We start from the raw sequence: 20,225 nt of genomic DNA on the forward strand, positions 1-20,225 counted from the left end.
CGCACCAAACCCGGCCCCATCACCATCAGGCATGGCCTCCAATACTTCTTGGGCGTCGCCTCCGCGTGGGAAACCCTCAAAGATGTGTGAATCAGCTAGTGCGAACGCAGGGACCCATACGCCGCGGCCGGCGGAAGGGGCAGGAGGGAAGACGGCTTCGCTTCAGCAAGCTACGGCGGTAGTTGGGCAGAGTGTCCGCCACCACGCTTCCTCGAGGGATCACGCGGTATGGGTCCCTGCGTTCGCAGGGACGACAGGCTGTATTCACTGCTGGAATTAGGCATTACTATTAACCCCATGGATCGCATGGCCGCTCTTTCCCGAGAACAACTGACAACATCGCTCCGCGGCATCAGCCTCCGGCAGGTCCGCCTTGTCAGCGGCGTCGTGCTGTTCGCCTATCTGGTCAGCCATTTCCTCAACCATGCGCTCGGCAATATCTCGCTGGAGGCGCTGGCGAGCGGTGTTTATCTGCACACCGCGTTCTGGCAATTCCTCCCCATCACGATCCTGTTCTACACCGCGTGCCTGGTGCATACCGCGCTCGGCATCTGGGCGCTCTACGAACGCCGGCAATTCCGCTGGAAGGCGATCGAACCGCTCCAGCTCGCGCTCGGCCTCAGCATACCGATGCTGATCATCGCCCATATCATCGGCGTCCGGCTCGGCCAGACACTGTACGGGCATGAAAAGCTCTATCCGCAGATACTGTTCCTGTACTGGATCTGGGCGCCGTGGCGGATCCCGATGATGCTCGCGGTGATGATCATCGCCTGGGTCCATGGCTGCATCGGGCTCTATTTCTGGCTGCGGATGCGCTCGTTCTACAAACGCGCCGCGCCATTCCTGCTCGCCGCGGCGGTGCTGGTTCCGACGCTCTCCATGCTGGGCTTCTATCAGAGCGGGCGCATGGTCATTGATAACGACAGTGTGGAATGGCGCGCGGAGACCCAGTCGCCGCGCCAGATCGGCACCCGCGCTGAAGCGCAGACGCTCGACCGCATCACGGACTATTTCCTGTTCGGATATTTCGGCCTGATCGGCATCGCGCTGCTGGCGCGCGGCGCCCGCGCCATCAACGAGCGCCGCCGCGGCATGATCAACCTTTCCTATGGCAACGGCCGGACGGTGCGCGTCCCCCGCGGCCTCAGCGTGCTCGAGGCGAGCCTGCGCAATAACGTGCCGCACGCCAGCGTCTGCGGCGGGCGGGCGCGCTGCTCGACCTGCCGTATCCGCATCATCGGCGACCATAGCGACCTGCCCGAACCCTCACAGCGCGAGGCGTTCGTGCTTGGCCGGGTCGGCACATCGGATCCCTCCATCCGCCTTGCCTGTCAGTTGAGGCCGGACACCGATCTCTCCTTCTTCCAGCTCTTCCTGCCGCACACCTCCGCCGACGGCCACGAGTCGAATCCGACGCGCGTCGGTCAGGAGCGCTATCTCGTCAGCCTGTTCGTGGACATGCGCGGCTCGACGCAGCTTGCCGAAAAGCGGCTGCCGTTCGACACGGTGTTCATCGTCAACCGCTTCCTCGGCGCGGTGTCGCAGGCGGTGCTCGAGAGCGGCGGCAAGCCGAACCAGTTCGTCGGCGACGGCATGCTGGCGCTGTTCGGACTTTCGACCACCCGGCAGGAAGCCTGCCGTCAGGCGTTGCGCGCGGCGGCGATGATCGCCGCCAATGTCGACGAATTGAACAAATTTCTCGAGCATGATCTGCGCGAGCCGATCCGTTTCGGCATCGGCATCAATGGCGGCGAAGTGATCGTCGGCGACATCGGCTATCGCGACCATATGGTGTTCACCGCGCTCGGCGACGCCGTCAATGTCGCGGCACGGCTGCAGGACATGACCAAGAGCCTTTCATGCGAGGTCGTCGTGTCAGACGAAGTTCGCGCAGCCGCCGGCCTCGCCGCCGATGCATTGCCGCAGCATGACGTCGAGATTCGCGGACGCAACGAGCCGATGATCGTGCGCACGATTGCGGATGCGCGGATGCTGCCGGCGCTGGTTAACGAAGAGCAAAGCGCCGCGGCCTGAAACCGCTTCAGCGATAGCGGTTCGAAACCTCTGTGACGTTTTTCACACCTGAATAATCGTTCAGAAAATTGTCCGCGAACGAAGCGCCGTTTCCTCGAACCCACGCTGTGAGGGACGCGACAGATTGGCGATGGGTAAGACTGAAACTTAAACCCGCGCCAAGACATAAACGTCGACCGCGCACTTTTCAAGGAGAACGACCATGTTTCGCAAATTGACTCTCGCTGCTGTTGCCGCTGCTTCCCTCAGCGTGATGGCGCTGGCGCCCACCTCCGCTTCGGCGGGCGGGTTCTGGCCGCATCACCATCATCACCACCACTGGGGTCATGGTCACGGCCATGGCTTCAAGATCGGCTTCGTCGGTGGCGGCTATGGCGGCTGCTATGTGACCCGCCGCGTGCTGACGCCGTACGGCTTCCGCTGGCGGACGGTGAACGTCTGCTACTGATCCGGCCCCGGACGTGCCGTTCGGAAGCCCCGGTCGCTCATGCGGCCGGGGTTTTCCGTATGCGATATGCCAGGCCGGAGGCCCGCCGCACCTCCCCGCAAAGCGCGGGAAATGACGTTAATTGGGGGCGGGGCGAACCAATTGCCCAATTTTCGAATCACCGCCGCCGGCCGCGTCAAATGAGCACAAAACCGGCAAAATGGCGGAAATCGGGTGCGAATGGGCGCTTTTTTGCCGAAACGGGCATTCCGTTTGCGCTACCCAGCCTGCCCCAACCCGCGTATCCTGATGCCTCGGGCATGCCGGTTAGTGCGGGGACCGACGGCTCGTTTACTTTTTTTGATTCCGCGGAGACGACGTGAATGGCTAAAGGTACGGTGAAGTGGTTCAACCCAACGAAGGGCTACGGTTTCATCCAGCCCTCGAGCGGCGGCAAGGACGTGTTCGTTCATATTTCGGCAGTTGAGAAAGCTGGTCTTTCGACACTCAATGAAGGGCAGACCGTCGAATACGAGGAGATCGCCAACCGCGGCAAGACTTCGGCCGAGAACCTCAAGGTTTAGCGCAAACGCGCGATCGGCAACGGCGCGCTCTCGGACTTAAAATCCGGGAGTAGGGCTAAAAAAATTCTCAAAAACTGTGAGCGTTCGGCGGAGCGGGCACCGCTTCTGCACGTGCGATGGCTAGATCGTGCGCGAAAACCGGCCGCTCAATCTTCCGTGACCCATTTCTGGACCGTCATCACGTCGGGTGGCTGCAGATAGCCGCGCGGCCAGAGATCGACGACCCACTCGACCTTGGTGGCGCGATCGACCAGCACCGCGGTGTTGTGCGGCGTCTGCAGCACCAGCGTATTGCCGCGATATCGGGGATCGCCGATCGCGTGATGCTTCAGAAGGCCCCACTCCCGCAGCACCAGCAACAGGCTGGTGGTGTTCCGCGTCGTGTCCCAGCAATCGTAATTGTGCTTGTCGTCGAAATAGCGGAAATCCGCCTTCGCCACGCGCTTGTTGGTGCCGAGGATCGGCCCCATGCGGCGATCGAACCACACCACCACCTTCTGCACCGCGGCGCGCTCGGCCGCGGCCGAGGCACGGCCCGCCGCCATGATTTGCGTGATCGCGTTGCGGTCGCCGGCCGTGAAATCGAGAATCTCGCGGCGCCGGCAGACGAAGCCGTAGCACACGGTCATGGATTTGGCGGACGGCGGATAGATCGACACCGAGCTGTAGAGGTTGGCGACCTCGGCGCTCATCTCGACGGCCTTCGCCGAGGTGCCAAATAGCGCGGCGAGGAACACGCCAAGCACGGCCGCGAAACCAGTACGCGTGCGGCATCCCCGTATCGGCAGAGCAGCGTCTCTCATGATCCCTGCTGTTCCCAAGCGACGGCGTGCCTGACGATTAGCGCGGCTCCTTCACGCTGCCAACAAGCAAGCCCGCAATCTGTGGATCACGCCGCCGAAATTCCGTCCGCTGTGTTTTCCGTGCGCCAGTTGGCTCCTCCCGCGTCGCGCGGGACCTAACCGACAGGCAGCGGCGCGTCGCGCTTGACCTCCTCCATCACGGCGTAGGTCCGCGTCTCGCGCACGCCCGGCAGCGCCAGCAGGATTTCGCCGAGGAACCGCCGGTAGGCCGTCATGTCGGCGACCCGGGCTTTGACCAGATAATCAAAGCCCCCCGCCACCATGTGGCACTCCAACACCTCGGGCGCCGTCTGCACCGCCTTGGCGAACCGCTCGAAAACGTCGGGCGTGGTCTTGTCGAGCATCACCTCGACGAACACGAGCAAGCCCAGACCCAGCCGGTGCGGATTGAGCCGGGCGCCATAGCCTTCGACAAAGCCATCACGCTGCAGCCGTTTTAACCGCTCGCCGACCGAAGTCGGCGATAGCCCGATCCGCTCGGCCAGTTCGACATTGGCGATACGGCCATCCCCCTGAAGAATAGAGAGGATTTTCCGGTCGATCTTGTCAATTTCGGTCATTTATCAGGCCATCGCTGAAGATTACCAGATTTTCTAAGGCAAAATTCCATATTTGTCTATCGAACTACGGTCCGGCCGGCATTAAGCTGATGGCAGGAGCCAAGAGAATCGCATGCCGGCCCATCCGACAGTCCTTCCGCCCTTCAGTGCGCCCTACGCACCCGATGATAGTGGCATGGCCGATCGCCTGCTCCGGGCCGCGCGGCTGGATGCGGCGCAGGAAGAGCGCATCGATCGCACGGCGACCCGGCTGATCGAGGCGATCAGGGCCAACGACGATCCGCTCGGCGGCGTCGAGGACATGCTGCGCGAGTTCGCGCTGTCGACCAAGGAAGGGCTGGCGCTGATGGTGCTGGCGGAAGCGCTGCTGCGCGTGCCGGACGCCCGCACCGCCGACCAGTTCATCGAGGACAAGCTTGGCCAGGGCGACTTCGTCCATCACGAGACGCGGTCGAGCGCCTTCCTCGTCAACGCCTCGGCTTGGGCGCTCGGGATGTCGGCTCGCGTGATCCAGCCCGGCGAAACCCCGCAAGGGACCATCGGACGGCTCACCAAGCGACTGGGCGCACCGGCCGTGCGGGCGGCGACACGGCAGGCGATGCGGCTGATGGGCAATCACTTCGTGCTCGGCGAGACCATCGAAGCCGCGCTGTCGCGCGCCCAGCCGCATTCCTCGCGCCATCAACGCTACTCCTTCGACATGCTCGGCGAAGGCGCGCGCACGGCCGATGACGCGGCGCGCTATTTCAATTCCTATTCAAGCGCGATCGACGCGATTGGACGCACGGCCGATGACCGTCCCCTGCCCGACCGGCCCGGTATCTCAGTCAAGCTCTCGGCGCTGTATCCGCGCTTCGAGGCGGTGAGCCGTGCACGGGTGATGAGCGACCTGGTCCCGCGGCTGATCGATCTCGCCAGGCAAGCCAAATCCCATGACCTCAACTTCACTGTCGATGCCGAGGAAGCGGACCGGCTGGAATTGTCGCTCGACGTGATAGCGGCGGCGGTCAGTAATTCATCGCTGGCAGGCTGGGACGGGTTTGGCCTCGCGATCCAGGCCTATCAGAAGCGCGCCTCCGACGTGATCGATTATGTCGATCATCTCGCACGCAGCCTCCACCGCAAAATGATGGTGCGGCTGGTGAAGGGCGCCTATTGGGATACCGAGATCAAGCGCGCGCAGGAACGCGGGCTCGACGGTTATCCCGTGTTCACCCGCAAGGCGATGACGGATCTGAACTACGTCGCCTGCGCGCAGCAATTGCTGGCGCTGCGGCCACGGATCTTTCCGCAATTCGCCACCCACAACGCGCTGACGGTCGCGACCATCCTCGAACTGGCAACGGACCAAAGCGGCTTCGAATTCCAGCGCCTGCACGGCATGGGCGAGGCGCTCTATGCAAGGCTCGGCGAAGACCGTCCCGACATCGCCTATCGCACCTATGCGCCGGTCGGCAGCCACCGCGATCTCCTGGCCTATCTGGTGCGGCGATTGCTGGAGAATGGCGCCAATTCGTCCTTTGTCGCGCTCGCCGCCGACGAGGCGGTGCCGGTATCGCAATTGCTGCGGCGTCCGGCCGACATCATCGGTCGCGCCGAAAACGCCGCGCATCCCAAAATCCGGCTGCCGCGCGATCTCTACGGACCCAAACGAAAAAATTCCCGCGGAATTGAATTCGGCGAGCGCGCGGCGCTGGCGCAACTCGCCTCAGACATCGCCGCCGAACCAGCACCCGCAGCGGGGAGCATCGCCGACGCAACGGAGATAGAGGCCAATGCGGCGATAGCGGCTGCGCGCGACGGTTTCAAGCGCTGGGCCAGAGCGCCGGCCGAGACGCGAGCGGCGGCGCTGGAGAAGGCCGCCGATCTGCTGGAACAGCGCGCGGCGCATTTCATCGCGCTGCTGCAACGCGAAGGCGGCAAGACATTGGACGACGCGATCTCGGAAGTCCGCGAGACCGTGGATTTCTGCCGCTACTATGCCGCGCAGGGGCGCGAACTGTTCGGCGAAGGCAAGGCGATGCCGGGACCGACGGGCGAGAGCAACATGCTCCGACTGCGCGGCCGTGGCGTCTTCGTCGCGATCTCGCCGTGGAATTTTCCGCTGGCGATTTTTCTGGGTCAGGTCACGGCGGCCTTGATGGCGGGCAACGCAGTCGTTGCGAAGCCGGCCGAACAGACGCCGCTGATTGCCGACGCAACCGTACGACTGTTGCATGAAGCCGGCGTGCCGGCGTCAGCGTTGCATCTGGTGGCGGGCGACGGCCGGATCGGCGGCGCGCTGGTGGCGCATCCCGATATCGCCGGTGTCGTCTTCACCGGCTCGACGGAAGTGGCGCGAACGATCAACCGCGCGCTCGCCGCCAAGGATGGACCGATCGTGCCGCTGATCGCCGAGACCGGCGGCATCAATGCGATGATCGTCGATGCTACCGCGCTGCCCGAACAGGTCGCCGACGACGTCGTGACCTCGGCGTTCCGCTCCGCCGGCCAGCGCTGCTCGGCGCTGCGATTGTTGTTCCTGCAGGACGACGTCGCCGACCGCATGATCGAGATGATTGCTGGCGCGGCGCGCGAACTTGTCATCGGCGATCCCTCGGATCCAGCTACTCACATCGGTCCGGTGATCGACGCCGAGGCCAAGCAGCGGCTGGACGCGCATATCGAACGCATGAAGAAAGAAGCCCGCGTTCACTTTGCGGGTAGCGCACCACAAGCCAATTATGTCGCGCCGCATATCTTCGAATTGTCCGATGCCGGCCGGCTCACGGAAGAAGTATTCGGCCCGGTGCTGCATGTTGTGCGCTACCGCGCCGATCGGTTCGACCAGGTGCTGCAATCGGTCGAGCGCTCGGGCTACGGGCTGACGCTCGGCATCCATTCCCGGATCGACGATACGGTGGAGGACGCAATCGAGCGGCTTCAGGTCGGCAACATCTATGTCAACCGCAACATGATCGGCGCTGTCGTCGGCGTGCAGCCGTTCGGCGGCCATGGGTTATCCGGTACCGGGCCCAAGGCCGGCGGGCCGCATTACCTGACGCGTTTTGCAACCGAACAGACGGTGACCGTCAATACGGCTGCAGCCGGCGGAAATGCAGCGCTGATGTCCGGCGGGGAGTAGTTGCAACACCCTTCAAGATGGGCCAAATGACGTTTGAACCTGATCGCCAAGAAGCGATAATTCAACAGGAACGACAAACGTCACGGAGCGGCGCCACGATGGAAAAGGGTATTTTCGAAGGCCTCAAGGTTCTGGACTGCGCGAGCTTTATCGCAGCGCCTGCGGCCGCCACCGTGCTGTCGGATTTCGGCGCCGACGTGATCAAGATCGAACCGCCCGGCGCCGGCGATCCCTATCGCAATCTGCCGAATTTGCCGGGCTACCCGCATAGCGAGCATAATTTCGCGTGGATGCTGGAAGCCCGCAACAAGAAGAGCCTCGCACTCGATCTCTCGAAGCCCGAGGGGCAGGCGGTGCTGCATCGGCTCGCCGCGCAGGCCGACGTCTTCATCACCAACTATCCGCCGCAGGTGCGAGAGCGGCTCGGCATCACCCACGCCCATTTGGCGCCACACAACGAACGACTGATCTACGCCTCCTTCACTGGCTATGGCGAAAAGGGCGAGGAAGCCAACAAGCCCGGCTTCGACTCCAACGCCTACTGGGCGCGCTCGGGTCTGATGGATCTGGTGCGGGCGGATGAACACACGACGCCGGCGCGATCGATCGCGGGCATGGGCGACCACCCCTGCGCAATGGCGTTTTACGGTGCGATCGTCACCGCGCTCTACAAGCGCGAACGCACCGGCAAGGGCTCGCATGTTAGCTCCAACCTGATGGCCAACGGCGTCTGGGCCGCTTCGGTACTGGCGCAAGCAAAACTGGTCGGCGCGAAATTCGGCGAGCGCCGCCCGCGCGAGCGCGCGTTGAACGCGGTCACCAACCACTATCAATGCAAGGACGGACGCTGGCTGATCCTCTCTTTGCTCAACGAAGACCGGCAATGGCCGACGCTGGCGCGCTGCCTCGGCCGCGAGGACCTCGTCACCGATCCCCGTTTCGAGACCAAGAAGGAGCGCCATGCGCGGTCGGTCGAGCTGATCAAGATTTTCGACGAGACCTTTGCGACCAGGGATCTTGCCGAGTGGCGCAAGATCCTCGACGGAAACGGCCTGGTGTTCGGCGTGGTCGGCATCCTCGACGATATTCCAAACGACAAGCAGATGATCGAGAACGAGGTGCTGGTGCCGTTCGAGAACGACACCATGCTGACGATCTCCAGCCCGATCTGGGTGGATGGCAGCAAGAAGGTTCAGCCGCGCAAGCCGCCCGGCCTCGGCGAGCACAGCGATGAAATCCTGCGCAACGCCGGCTATGACGAAGCCGCGATCGGCAAGCTGCGCGCGGCCGGCGCGGTGGCGTGAGGCAGCAAGCCATGCCCAGCTATCGCCTGCATTACTTCCCGGAGTCAGGAAACAGCTACAAGCTCGCGCTGATGCTGACGCTATGCGGCGAGCGCTTCGAGCCGGTGTGGACCGATTTCGGCGGCGGCGTGACACGGACGGCGGAATGGCGGCGCGACGTCAACGAGATGGGCGAAATTCCGGTGCTTGAGGTAGACGGCGAACGCCTGACACAGACCGCGCCGATCCTGCTGAAGCTGGCAAAGCAATTCGGCCGGTTCGGCGGCGAGACCGAGCAGGAGCAATTCGAACTGCTGCGCTGGCTGTTCTGGGACAACCACAAGCTCACCGGCTACATGGCAACCTACCGCTATTTCCGGAGCTTCACGCCATCGCCGGACGAGCACGTGCTGAAGCATTTCCGCAGACGCCTCGATGATTTCCTCTCCATCCTCGAACAGCACATGCAGAAGAATGCATTCGCGATCGGCGAGCGGCCGACGGTGGCGGATATTTCGATGATGGCCTATCTGCATTATCCCGCCGACGAGACTGGATATGATTGGGCTGCGAGCCATCCCGCGCTCGACGCCTGGCTTAAGCGCATGGCGCAATTGCCGGGCTGGCAATCGGCCTATGATCTGTTGCCCGGCAAGCGCCTGACGCATTACGCCAAGTGACCTTGCGTCAAGAGACTGAGCCGTATCGCTAACGGTTTTTGACGAAGCACATGCCGATACGGGAAATTTTGCCGGCGGCCTGACAGCTCAGGCCTTCGGCGCAGGTCCAGTCGCGGAAACTTGCGTCATTGCTGGCGGCCGGTTTGCCCTGCACATAGCAATGCGCGCCCCAGCCGTCTTGATAATTGGTGCCGGCGAGTTCGGTGCTGCCGCGCAACTGCGGGCGGCTGGCGAAGCCGCGCGAGTAGTCCGGCGTCTTGCCGTCGCGCAGCGCCGTGAGAATATCGCGGCGGCGGATCTGGTCGCCGAAGAAATGCGGTGATGCCGGCACGACGGTCGTATTCGACGGCTTGTCCGCCATCCAATCAACGCCCGGGAAATGAAAGCCGCCGATGCCTCGCGTCTGGTGGCAGCCGGAACAGGTCACGTCGTTGAGCCGCCGTTCGAACCCGGCAAGCGAGCGGATGTTCTGCAGCTTGACGCCACCCTCAGTCGCCTTCCTTAGCGCAGCCACGACGTCGGCCTCGCTGAACGCGGCGCCCTCTCCTTGCACCAACCCGAATTCAGGCTCCAGGTCCGACGGATCGAATCCGACCGGCGTTGGCGCAATCGCGCCGTTGGCGAGGAATTTTTCCGGGATCAGCACGGTGCCGCGATCGAACGCGACGAGATTGGCGGGGTCGAGCAGCCAGGCCCTGAACTGGCGCTTGAGGCCATCATCCGCCAGAAGGCGCGCGCGGTCGATCTGGTTTTCCATCGGCGATTCCGCGAAGACGCGCGCGTCCCGATCGTAACGGAACACCTTCAACAGATAATCAGTGCGGAAATCGCGAACCGAAGATTTCGGCGCGTGCGCGATCTGGAGATTGTTCTCGATGCGATCGATATTCTCATGGCCGATCAGGTCGAGCGGGCCACCCTTTGCTGCCAGTGTTCCACCGAGCGGCGCGGCAAGCCAGCGACCTGCGATTTCGGAACAGGTGATCGTGGATCCCTCGCCTTTCGACTTCAGCACGAGGTTCAGCGTCATCGGCAGCCGCGGCGGCGAAGCGCTGTCGCCGGCCGCTTTGTTGATCCGCGTCAGGCGGTACATCAGGCGGATCTCGCCGCAGCTTGCTTCCGAAACGTAAGTGCGGTCCATACGGTTGACGATGCCGGCCAGCACGAACCGCGTCTCCGCCGAATAAAGCAGCGTGCGGTCGAACAATTGGAAATCAAAGCCCTCGCCGACGCCGATCGTCTCCCTCGGCAGGCTCGCTCGGTGCCGCGCGATGTAGCGATCGAACTCGCCATCGAGCGCCTGCCGGACCGGCGCCATTGACGGCGCGGCGAACAGCTCGCTGTTGGCGATCGGGGTGTCAGCCGACCGCTCCGGCAGCAGCATGCGATCGAGGCGGAATTTTCCGCCATCGAGTTCGCGCAGCGTCGCGGGATCGGTGATGGCTGTGCCGCGCTCCAGCGCGGCATCCTGTGCCGCACGCGCGGGCAAAGCGCCGCAGAGCAGAGCAAATACGATAACAAGAATTCCCGGCGCGCGGCTCATGCTCCAACTAACACCGCGCAATGAGACCTATTCAAGAAAAAAGGCGCCTCACATCGCCGTGAAGCGCCTTCCTGTTCAAATATCTTCCCGTCAGCGCGCGACGATCAGGCCCTTGCTGGTCACGACCACCCAGCGGCCATCCTGCTTGCGAATGGCGTCGACGCGGCCGACACCGGGTATGGGATCGCCGGCATAGACCTCATACATGCCGCGGCGGCTCTCGATCAGGGCGCCGCCGTTGGCGACGTCCCGCAATACCCAGCCCTCCACGGTCGGCAGCCGGGCGACTTCAGGCTTGGGCGCAGCCGCGGCGGCAGCCTGCTGCGGTATCGTGCCTGTCACTTCCTTCGCGGGAGTCGGCGCGGCGGCAGCCGTCGTCGCGGACGCCTGGGCGGCGCGGAGCTTGTCGACGCTCTCGCTGAGCTTGGCGAGCTTCGCGGCAGGTTCGGCCTGCGCCTTCTCGACCTTGTCGAGGCGGTCGTTGGCCTTGTTGAGCTGGCCCGTCGCCATCTTGGAATTATGCTCCAGGCTGGCTTTCAGCGCGACGATCTCGGCATCGATCCGCGCCACCGAGGTTTCGAGCGCGCTGTCCTTCGCCGGAATTTGGGCCGAAGCCTGGGCGGAATCTCCGGCCATCAGCTTTCCAATTCCTGCGGTCGCCAGTGCGCCACCGAGCGCACCCGCCACCGTCGCCAGGGCCACCACGGCGGCCATCGCCCCGAACCGGCGCTTGCCGGACGATGCCTCCGCCTGTGCTGCCTTTGCCTCGCCGCTAACGCGGTCGCCCGGCGACATGATCGTCACGTTGCCGGGGAAGCGTGGCGCTTCCGGCTTCACCGCGTCGATCTTGGGAGCGTCGATCTTGGGAACGTCAGCCTTTGGCATTTCAACCTTTGGCGCGTCCATCCTGACGGCATCCACCTTGGGCGCGTCAGGCTTCGGCGAGGTCTCTTCCTGCTCGGACGTGAGCGTCGCCGCCTCGACCTCAGCCGCGGCCGTTACCGGCTCGCCCGGCGCGGCCGCGTCGGACGCGGCCGGCCGGGCGTCAGGAGTTCCGGTTTCATCGCTGGTGGGCTGGGGTTGCTGATCGCTCACGTTGGATTCTCCAGAATTGGTTGACCATTTGGTAACTTTTATTGCTTGCCAAATCGTTACCGGCGTCGGGCTTACCGAAATTTTAGGAACTCATCCGACCCGGTTTGGGCCGCCAAACGTCGGCCATCCCGCTCCGAGTCGCCTATTGCTGCCCTGCGGCATCGGTTATCGATCTCTTGCCGGTTCCGTTTGCGCCGGTCTGTTTCCCGATTAACATGGACTGACCGACCAGCCAGAAAGGCAGGTGGCCACCATGACCATCGAAAAATGCATCAACGAGTTTGATGTAGATGACGTCATTTTTGAGGAAGGCTCGACCGGGCGGGAACTATTCGTGGTGCTCGACGGCCAGGTCGAGATCGCCAAGATGAACGGCGCCAGCAAGACGGTGATCGTCACGCTCGGCAAGGGAGAGTTCTTCGGCGAGATGGCGGTCATCGACGGCTCGGCCCGTTCAGCAACCGCCATTGCGGCCGCCCCAAACACCCGCGTGATGCGGATCAACCACGCCCGCTTCGTTTACCTGGTCAGCCAGCAGCCGGCGTTTGCGCTGATGATCATGGATGCGCTCAGTAAACGGTTGCGCGCGTCGAACGCTGTCACCTTCAGAGCCGCGGCCAATTCATGAGCGAGCGGAAGCCGAGCCCATTCAAGACGCTGTTCGAGACCGAGGTCTGCACGCTGATCCAGGCCGCCGAAGACGTCTATCAGATCCGCTTCAAGAACCGCGCGGCGAACGCTTATCTGGTGCGCGGCAGTTCGCGCACCATCATGATCGATGCCGGGCTGTCGTCGAACTATCCGCATCTCGTGAAATGCCTCGAGCACCTCGACTGTCCGCCCGAGAAGATCGACATGATGGTGCTGAGCCACGAGCACCTCGACCACATCGGCGCGGCCTATCATTTCCACGGCCGCGCCTTCATCGCCGCACACCGGCTGGCCGCCAACAAGATCATGCTGCGCGACGACTTCTCGATGCTGCGCAAGATGTTCAACGAGCCGAACGTGCCGATCAACGTCGATCTCTGGCTGGAAGAAGGCAACCTGATCGACCTCGGCAATTTCCGCCTCACCGTGATGTACACGCCGGGACACACCTCCGCCTGCATCACGCTGTTCGAACCGGACAAGGGATTGCTGTTCGCCTCCGACACGCTGATGCCCGGCGGCGTGATGGGCGGCGTGTTCGGCTCCGGCAGCATTGCCGACTACATCCAGTCGCTGGAGCGGCTGAAGGGCCTGAACTCGAAGATCCTGCTGTCGGGGCATGGGCGACTATCCGACACGCCGCAAGAGGACGTGCTGATCGCTATCCAGCGCTCGCACGGATTGTTGTCGGACACGGCGCAATTGTTCAACGCACTCGATGCGCGGGCGAACTTCGAGCCGATCATGCAGTCGGTTCGCGACCTCAACAAGCTCGACGACAGCTAGGTCAGCCGGTCCGCAACAAATTCCGCAGCGCCGAATGTGTGAACCGTCCATTTGACAAATGGCACGGCGGCCTGTTCAACGGTTCCCAACAACACCGCATAAAAAACATCGGGAGAGACAGCACCATGAAGTTTTACGACTCGGTCGGGCCGAACCCTCGCGTGGTCCGCATGTTCATGGCGGAAAAAGGCATCGAGATGCCGAAGCAGACGGTCGATCTTCGCAAGGGCGAAAATCGCGAGGCCGAGCATTTGAAGCGCAATCCGCACGGCCAGATGCCGACGCTCGAACTCGACAACGGCAACTATCTGTCCGAGATCACCGCGATCTGCGAATATCTCGAAGAGAAGCACCCGACGCCGCCGATGATCGGGACGACGCCGGAAGAGCGCGCCGAATGCCGGATGTGGACCCGCCGCGTCGATCTCAACATCTGCGAGCATATGGGGAACGGCTTCCGCTTCGGCGAAGGTCTCAAATTTTTCGAGAAGCGAATTCCCTGCGCCCCCGAAGCCTCGCCCGGCCTCAAGATGATCGCCGCCAACCGCCTGCAATGGCTCAATGGCCAGATGGCCGACGGCCGCGACTATCTCTGCGGCAAGCGCTTCACGCTGGCCGACATCCTGCTCTTTGGCTGGCTCGATTTCGCCGGTCAGGTCGGCCAGCCGCTCGATACGGCCAACACCAACATCGTTGCATGGATGGCGCGCGTGGGAGAACGGCCTTCGGCGAAGGCGTGATCCGATCCCCTGTGGCGCGACTTGATCGCACGGGGTGACGTCACGAGTCGCACAATATCGAGAAGTTCAGCTCGCTGGTCGATCAAAAGAAAAGGCCGGCGGGCGTTACGCCGCCGACCCTGTCTTGCAACTGCCGGCTCGCGGGTCCGGTTCCGTTGCTTTGCATTCCGGTTACTAGAACTATTTTTGATCAGTAGCATCCGGTGCCAGCTGACGCTATTGCGCGTAGGTATTGCCGAGCCGTACCGAGGGTAGGCTCACTACATGGAAACGGATGAGCCGACTATCCATTGGTTTAGGGTGGCGTTACATCACCACCGGCGCATCCGGCAATTCATTCCGCCCTGCCCCCTGCGCCGGAAAATGCGTCGCCAACTCGCGCGACACCGCCTCGATTCCCTTGATCACGCCTCCTTCAAAATTTCCGGCCCTGAACTGCGTCTCCATCTCGACGCAGATTTTTTCCCAGCCGGCGTGGCCGACCCTGGCGTCTATGCCACGATCGGCAACGATCTCGAAGTCGTGGTCGGCCAGCAGCAGGTAGATCAAGACGCCGTTATTGTGCGCCGTGTCCCAGATCCGCAACTGCGAAAAAATATCCAGCGCCCGCTCCCGCGCGGGCTGATTGCGAAACAGCGGCGCGCCGTCGAGCGCGCCTTCCACCACGAAACGCACCTGTCCGGAATGGGTGGCTTCGCCTGACTTGATCGCCTGCTCGATTCTCGCCAGCGCCTGCGACGGAAAGATACGCCGCAACCGCCAGCGGTGTTCGAGGAGATGCCTGCCGATGCGCCTGATACTCATGCTACCAGCTCCCCGATGCGCCGCCGCCGCCAAAGCTGCCGCCGCCGCCACTGAAGCCGCCGCTCGAACTGCCACTGCTGCTACTGCTGCTCCAATCGCTGCTGCCGCCACTCGACCAGCCGCCACGTGTGCCGCGGCCACCACCCGAGGGTATCAGATCGATGAACGCGGAAATGAGGAAGACGAGCACGCCGATGAGCGCAGCCGCCCCGAGGCTGCCGACGAGGAGCCATGCCAAAACTCCGACGAAACCGCCGGTCGCAGCCGAACCGACCAGCCGGCCAAGCGACGCCCTTAGCACGCCGCCGACAATGAACACGAAGGCGAGGACGAAGGGATTGAACGGGTCGATAGTGTTGAACAGGCCGGGACTTTGCCAATGCGGTGGCTCCGGCTCGGGCAATTTTTCGCCATCGACGACCCGGATTATCCGGTTGATCCCGGCAGAAACTCCGCCGGCAAAATCGCCGGCCTTGAACTTCGGCGTGATGTCTTCGTCGATGATGCGCTTGGTGGTGGCGTCGGTGAGCGCGCCTTCCAGTCCATAGCCCACCTCGATACGCAGGCGGCGATCGTTCTTGGCGATGACGAGAAGCGCGCCATCGTCGATCTTCTTGCGGCCGATCTTCCAGGCTTCCGCGACCCGGAGCGAAAATTGCTCGATCGCCTCGCCGTCCGTCGTCGGCACGATCAGCACCGCGATCTGGCTGCCCTTCCGCGTCTCGAGATCTTTCAGCGTCTGCGTCAGCGAGGCGATGTCGGCGGCCGGGAGCGTGCCGGTCTGATCGACCACCCGTCCGCTCAGCGGCGGCACCGCGACGAGCGCCAGAGCTGCAGAAGCCCAGCACAGCAGCAGCGCAAGAAGGGAGGCTCTTGCAGCGTTCATCGCGTTTGTCTTTTTCGGCCGCTACTTGGCGGGCGCTGGCGTCGGGTTGAAATCCACCTTCGGCGCCGTCGAGATCGCCTTCTCGTTCTCGACCGTGAAATTCGGCTTCTCCTTGTAGCCGAACGCCATCGCCGTCATGTTGTTCGGAAAGGTGCGGATGCCGACGTTATAATCCTGCACCGCCTTGATGTAGCGGTTGCGCGCCACGGTGATGCGGTTCTCGGTGCCTTCGAGCTGCGCCATCAAATCGCGAAACAGCGTATCCGATTTGAGCTGCGGGTAGTTTTCGGTCACGACCAACAGCCGCGACAGCGCGCTCGACAGCTCGCCCTGGGCAGCCTGGAATTTCTGGAATGCGGCGGGATCATTGAGCACTTCCGGCGTGGCCTGAATGCTGCCGACCTTGGCGCGGGCATTGGTAACGCCGAGCAGCACGTCCTTTTCCTGCTGCGCGAATCCTTTTACCGAATTGACGAGGTTGGGCACCAGGTCGGCGCGGCGCTGATACTGGTTGACCACTTCCGACCAGCCCGACTTGACTTGCTCGTCATTGGTCTGAATCGCGTTGTAACCGCAATTGGTCAGGCTCAGCGTCGCCAGTGCCGCCAGCACGGTCCATAATCTGCGCATCGAACTCTCCCAAAAGAAGGATCAAACGCCAGCATACCAGATTGGTTGCATCAGGTATGCAGGCGCAAGCCCGCGTCAGGTCCATTTTGCAGGCGATGGCCCTTGCGTATGATTTGCCGAAATAACAACATGGCCTGATAACGATAAGGGAAACGCGAGGGCGCCATGGAGTTCGAGACCATCGTCGTGGAACGGCCGGAGCCACGCATCGCGCGGATCGTGATGAACCGGCCCGAGGCGCGCAACGCGCAGAACCTGCAGATGACTTACGACCTCAATGCCGCCTTCGACCAAGCGGTGCAGGACGACGCGATCAAGGTCATCATCCTTGCCGGCAATGGCCCGCATTTTTCGTCAGGGCATGACCTGCGCCCTGGGGCGAAGAACACCGCCGGTGTGGATTTTCCGCCGGTCGGAAATTGGGGCGGGTTCGCCGAGCCCAACGCCCATGGGCGCTTTGCGCGCGAGCAGGAAATCTATCTGCAGATCACACGGCGGTGGCGCAATCTGGCGAAGCCGACGATCGCCGAGGTGCACGGCAAGTGCATCGCCGGCGGCCTGATGCTGGCATGGGCCTGCGACCTCATCGTCGCAAGCCATGATGCGGAGTTCTGCGATCCCGTCGTCACCATGGGTGTCTGCGGCGTCGAATGGTTCGTGCATCCCTGGGAGCTGGGCCCGCGCAAGGCCAAGGAATTGCTGTTCACGGCCGACGTCTGGAATGCGGAGGAAGCGCACCGGCTCGGCATGGTCAATCACGTGGTGCGGCGTGACGAGCTTTCCTCCTTCGTGGTGAAGCTTGCCGAAAAGATCGCGGCAAAACCTTCGTTCGCGCTGAAACTGACAAAAGAGGCCGTCAATCGCTCAGTCGACGTGATGGGGCAGCCCGCGGCGATCGAGCAGGCGTTCGCGCTGCATCAGCTCTGCCACGCGCATAATCTGCAGGAATTCGGAATGGTGGTGGATCCCGCGGGCCTGCACCCCTCCGTTAGAAAACCGGCACAAGCAAAATAGAACAAGCAAAGTAGATCAGATGGACCTCACCTTGAGTGACGAGCAGCGGTTGCTGCGCGAAAGTGCCGACCGCTTCGTCAGCGAGACCTACACCGCCGATCACCGCCGCCGGATCGCCAACGATCCACTCGGCTTCAGCGCCGATATCTGGAAGCAGTTCGCCGATCTCGGCTGGCTGGCGCTGCCTATCGCCGAGGCCCATCGGCGGCGGCGCGGTCGAGATCGGCATCCTGATGGAAGCATTTGGGCGCGGGCTCGTCTCCGAGCCCTATCTCTCCACCGTCGTGATCGGCGCATCGCTGATTTCGGAATGCGGCACGGAAGCGCAGAAGCAGGCGCTGCTGCCAAAAATCGCCGATGGATCACTGTACCTGGCATTCGCGCATTCGGAACGTCAGGCGCGCTACGATCTGGCTGACGTCGCGACCACTGCCAGGAAAACGCCTGACGGCTGGCGTCTCGACGGGCACAAGACCGCCGTGCTCGACGGCAACGCCGCCAATCAGATCATCGTCTCGGCCCGCGTCGATGACGGCTCCGGCAAACAGGGCAAGCTCTGCCTGTTTATGATGCCGCAAGCCACGCGCGGCCTCGCCTTGCGCGACTTTGCGCGGCTTGGCGGCGGCCGAGCCTGCAATCTCGAACTCAATGGCGTGCAACTTCCTGCCGACGCCCTGCTCGGCGATGGCAGCGACGTGTTGCCCGCAATTGAAGCCGTGATCGACCGCGCCATGGCAGCGCTCGGCGCTGAGGCCGTCGGCATCATGCAAACCCTGCTCGACCAAACGCTCGAATATACCAAAATTCGAAAACAGTTCGGACGGCCGCTGTCCGCCAATCAGGTGATCCGGCATCGCCTTGCCGACATGGCGATGCAATGCGACGAGGCGCGCTCGATGGCGTTACGCGCCGCCTTGATGGCCGATGCCGAACCGGTCGCGCGTAGTCGCGCCGCGTCAGGGGCGAAGGCCAAGATCGGCAAATGCGCGCGCTTCGTCGCCGAACAATCCGTCCAGCTCCACGGCGCCATGGGTGTCACCGAAGAGCTCGACATCGGGGCCTACTTCAAGCGGCTGCTCGCCTTCGACACGCTGTTCGGCGGCAGCGCCCATCACTATCGCCGTCACGCCGCCCTCGGCGGCCGTGCCGTTCAGGCCTGAGAGGAGCGCACCATGGATCTTGCTTTCAATGCCGAAGAGCGCGCCTTCGAGAAGGAAGTCCGCGAATTCATCTCGGCAAACCTCACGCCGGAAATGAAACGCGCCACCGCGCTGACGCCCTCGGTGTTCTCCGACCCTGACATCGGCATGGCTTGGCAGCGCGCGCTGCACAAGAAAGGTTGGGGCGCGCCGGGCTGGCCGGTGGAGCATGGCGGACCGGACTGGACTCCGGCGCAGCGCTGGATCTTCGAGGCCGAATGCGCCCGCGCCGGCGTGCCGAATGTCAACGTCATGGGCGTCAAGATGGTCGGCCCCGTCATCATCGGCTTCGGCTCGCCCGAACAGAAGAATTTCTACCTGCCGCGGATTCTCTCCGGCGAGGACTATTGGTGCCAGGGCTATTCCGAACCGGGCTCCGGCTCCGATCTTTCATCCCTGAAAACCCGCGCAGTGCGCGATGGCGACGACTATGTCATCAACGGCACCAAGATCTGGACCACGCACGCCCATCACGCCAACCGGATGTTCGCGCTGGTGCGCACCAACGAGACCGAGCGGCAGCAGGACGGCATCAGCTTCATCCTGATCGACATGAAGAGCCCGGGCATCACCACGCGACCGATCCTCACTATCGGCGGCGACCACGAGGTCAACCAGGTGTTCTTCGATGATGTGCGCGTTCCCGTCGCCAACCGGGTCGGCGAGGACGGCAAGGGCTGGACCTACGGCAAATACCTGCTCGAGTTCGAGCGCGGCGCCGGCATTGCCTCGGCCAAATTGCGCGACGCGCTGAAGACGGTTTCGGATCTCGCCGAATCCGACGTCACCGGCCGCGCCATCGACGATCCCGATATCGCGGTGCGCATGTCCGAGATCGAGGTCGACATCGATACGCTCGAGATGACCGAACTGCGCGTGCTGTCGGCGCTACAGACCGGACAGAATCCCGGCGCGGTGTCGTCGCTCTTAAAACTGCGCGTCAGCGAAATCCGCCAAGCGGTGACGCGGCTTGGCGTCGAGGTGATCGGCAATGACGGCCTCTATGTCGAGCCGGTGCGGCCGCTTTACCGGCTGAACGAGGCGCCGGGAATTCCGGAGGAATTGCTGCCGGTGGTGCCGGAATATCTCAACGGCCGGGCGTACACGATCTTCGGCGGATCGTCGGAGATCCAGCGGGAGATAGTGGCGAAGATGGTGTTGGGGTTGTAGGCCGTCGCTGCTTACCCTCCCTTGGAGGGGGAGGGTCGGCTCGCATGGAGCGTAGCGAAATGCGAGACGGGGTGGGGTGATCTCTCAACTCGGACACTGTTCGTGAGGAGAGACCGTCACCCCACCCCGCCGCTTCGCGTGGATACCCA

Annotated in this window: 18 protein-coding genes and 1 pseudogene; 12 read left to right on the forward strand and 7 right to left on the reverse strand. The window is 63.1% G+C overall.

Translation table 11 applies throughout. The annotated features are described in order from the left end of the window. Positions 1-306 precede the first annotated feature (306 nt). The 3 genes from IVB22_RS03740 (at position 307) to IVB22_RS03750 (ending at position 3,048) form a co-directional block, all read left to right on the forward strand. On the forward strand, positions 307-2,037 hold the full coding sequence (locus IVB22_RS03740) for an adenylate/guanylate cyclase domain-containing protein (protein WP_247515979.1): 1,731 nt from the start codon (positions 307-309) through the stop codon (positions 2,035-2,037). Positions 2,038-2,239: 202 nt separating this feature from the next. Then, positions 2,240-2,485: a hypothetical protein gene (locus IVB22_RS03745; protein ID WP_247515980.1), complete on the forward strand. Its 246-nt coding sequence runs from the start codon at positions 2,240-2,242 to the stop codon at positions 2,483-2,485. 362 nt (positions 2,486-2,847) lie between these two features. Beyond that, positions 2,848-3,048, forward strand: a complete 201-nt coding sequence (locus tag IVB22_RS03750; RefSeq protein WP_028351035.1) for a cold-shock protein — start codon at positions 2,848-2,850, stop codon at positions 3,046-3,048. Positions 3,049-3,194: 146 nt separating this feature from the next. Here IVB22_RS03750 and IVB22_RS03755 read toward each other — a convergent pair whose 3' ends face one another. Further along, a complete protein-coding gene (locus IVB22_RS03755; protein WP_374207457.1) occupies positions 3,195-3,740 on the reverse strand; it encodes a hypothetical protein in 546 nt (181 codons plus the stop codon). A gap of 266 nt (positions 3,741-4,006) precedes the next feature. Then, positions 4,007-4,471 carry an Lrp/AsnC ligand binding domain-containing protein gene (locus IVB22_RS03760; protein WP_247515982.1) on the reverse strand — a complete coding sequence of 155 codons (465 nt, stop codon included), beginning with the start codon at positions 4,469-4,471 and terminating at the stop codon, positions 4,007-4,009. Positions 4,472-4,583: 112 nt separating this feature from the next. Between IVB22_RS03760 and putA the strand changes: the two genes are divergently transcribed. The 3 genes from putA (at position 4,584) to IVB22_RS03775 (ending at position 9,558) form a co-directional block, all read left to right on the forward strand. Next, positions 4,584-7,595, forward strand: coding sequence for a bifunctional proline dehydrogenase/L-glutamate gamma-semialdehyde dehydrogenase PutA (gene putA / locus IVB22_RS03765; protein WP_247515983.1), 3,012 nt, complete (start codon positions 4,584-4,586; stop codon positions 7,593-7,595). A gap of 98 nt (positions 7,596-7,693) precedes the next feature. Next, entirely contained in the window at positions 7,694-8,899 is a 1,206-nt protein-coding gene (locus IVB22_RS03770) for a CaiB/BaiF CoA-transferase family protein (protein ID WP_247515984.1), read from the forward strand. A gap of 11 nt (positions 8,900-8,910) precedes the next feature. Further along, on the forward strand, positions 8,911-9,558 hold the full coding sequence (locus IVB22_RS03775) for a glutathione S-transferase family protein (protein WP_247515985.1): 648 nt from the start codon (positions 8,911-8,913) through the stop codon (positions 9,556-9,558). Between the two features lie 28 nt (positions 9,559-9,586). Here the strand turns inward: IVB22_RS03775 and IVB22_RS03780 are convergent, their stop codons facing one another. Next, positions 9,587-11,101, reverse strand: coding sequence for a hypothetical protein (locus IVB22_RS03780; RefSeq protein ID WP_247515986.1), 1,515 nt, complete (start codon positions 11,099-11,101; stop codon positions 9,587-9,589). 90 nt (positions 11,102-11,191) lie between these two features. Continuing rightward, positions 11,192-12,196 (reverse strand): hypothetical protein, encoded by a 1,005-nt coding sequence (locus IVB22_RS03785; protein ID WP_247515987.1) that lies wholly within the window; start codon positions 12,194-12,196, stop codon positions 11,192-11,194. Between the two features lie 253 nt (positions 12,197-12,449). On the opposite strand from IVB22_RS03785, the gene IVB22_RS03790 reads away from it, so the two are divergent. The 3 genes from IVB22_RS03790 to IVB22_RS03800 all read left to right on the forward strand — a co-directional run bounded on the left by IVB22_RS03790 (position 12,450) and on the right by IVB22_RS03800 (position 14,373). Continuing rightward, positions 12,450-12,824 carry a Crp/Fnr family transcriptional regulator gene (locus IVB22_RS03790; protein ID WP_247515988.1) on the forward strand — a complete coding sequence of 125 codons (375 nt, stop codon included), beginning with the start codon at positions 12,450-12,452 and terminating at the stop codon, positions 12,822-12,824. Then, positions 12,821-13,633 carry an MBL fold metallo-hydrolase gene (locus IVB22_RS03795; RefSeq protein WP_247515989.1) on the forward strand — a complete coding sequence of 271 codons (813 nt, stop codon included), beginning with the start codon at positions 12,821-12,823 and terminating at the stop codon, positions 13,631-13,633. Before IVB22_RS03790 ends, IVB22_RS03795 begins: the two co-directional genes overlap by 4 nt. Before the next feature lie 125 nt (positions 13,634-13,758). After that, positions 13,759-14,373: a glutathione S-transferase family protein gene (locus IVB22_RS03800; protein ID WP_247515990.1), complete on the forward strand. Its 615-nt coding sequence runs from the start codon at positions 13,759-13,761 to the stop codon at positions 14,371-14,373. 306 nt (positions 14,374-14,679) lie between these two features. Here IVB22_RS03800 and IVB22_RS03805 read toward each other — a convergent pair whose 3' ends face one another. The 3 genes from IVB22_RS03805 to IVB22_RS03815 are packed head-to-tail and all read right to left on the reverse strand — an operon-like array spanning position 14,680 to position 16,693. Further along, positions 14,680-15,177: a TPM domain-containing protein gene (locus IVB22_RS03805; protein WP_247515991.1), complete on the reverse strand. Its 498-nt coding sequence runs from the start codon at positions 15,175-15,177 to the stop codon at positions 14,680-14,682. A 1-nt stretch (position 15,178) separates the two neighbouring features. Beyond that, positions 15,179-16,063 (reverse strand): YgcG family protein, encoded by an 885-nt coding sequence (locus IVB22_RS03810; RefSeq protein ID WP_247515992.1) that lies wholly within the window; start codon positions 16,061-16,063, stop codon positions 15,179-15,181. Positions 16,064-16,084: 21 nt separating this feature from the next. After that, the gene (locus tag IVB22_RS03815) at positions 16,085-16,693 is read right to left on the reverse strand and encodes a LemA family protein (RefSeq protein ID WP_247515993.1); all 609 of its coding nucleotides are present in this window, start codon (positions 16,691-16,693) and stop codon (positions 16,085-16,087) included. A 165-nt stretch (positions 16,694-16,858) separates the two neighbouring features. Here IVB22_RS03815 and IVB22_RS03820 point away from each other — a divergent pair, with 165 nt between their 5' ends. The 3 genes and pseudogenes from IVB22_RS03820 (at position 16,859) to IVB22_RS03830 (ending at position 20,076) form a co-directional block, all read left to right on the forward strand. Next, positions 16,859-17,707 (forward strand): enoyl-CoA hydratase, encoded by an 849-nt coding sequence (locus IVB22_RS03820; protein ID WP_247515994.1) that lies wholly within the window; start codon positions 16,859-16,861, stop codon positions 17,705-17,707. A 19-nt stretch (positions 17,708-17,726) separates the two neighbouring features. Then, positions 17,727-18,867 (forward strand): annotated as a pseudogene (locus tag IVB22_RS03825) (acyl-CoA dehydrogenase family protein). A 12-nt stretch (positions 18,868-18,879) separates the two neighbouring features. Then, positions 18,880-20,076, forward strand: coding sequence for an acyl-CoA dehydrogenase family protein (locus IVB22_RS03830; protein WP_247515995.1), 1,197 nt, complete (start codon positions 18,880-18,882; stop codon positions 20,074-20,076). The last annotated feature ends 149 nt before the right edge of the window (positions 20,077-20,225 follow it).

Origin of the sequence: Bradyrhizobium sp. 190, from assembly GCF_023073415.1 — a bacterium.
GTDB lineage: Bacteria > Pseudomonadota > Alphaproteobacteria > Rhizobiales > Xanthobacteraceae > Bradyrhizobium.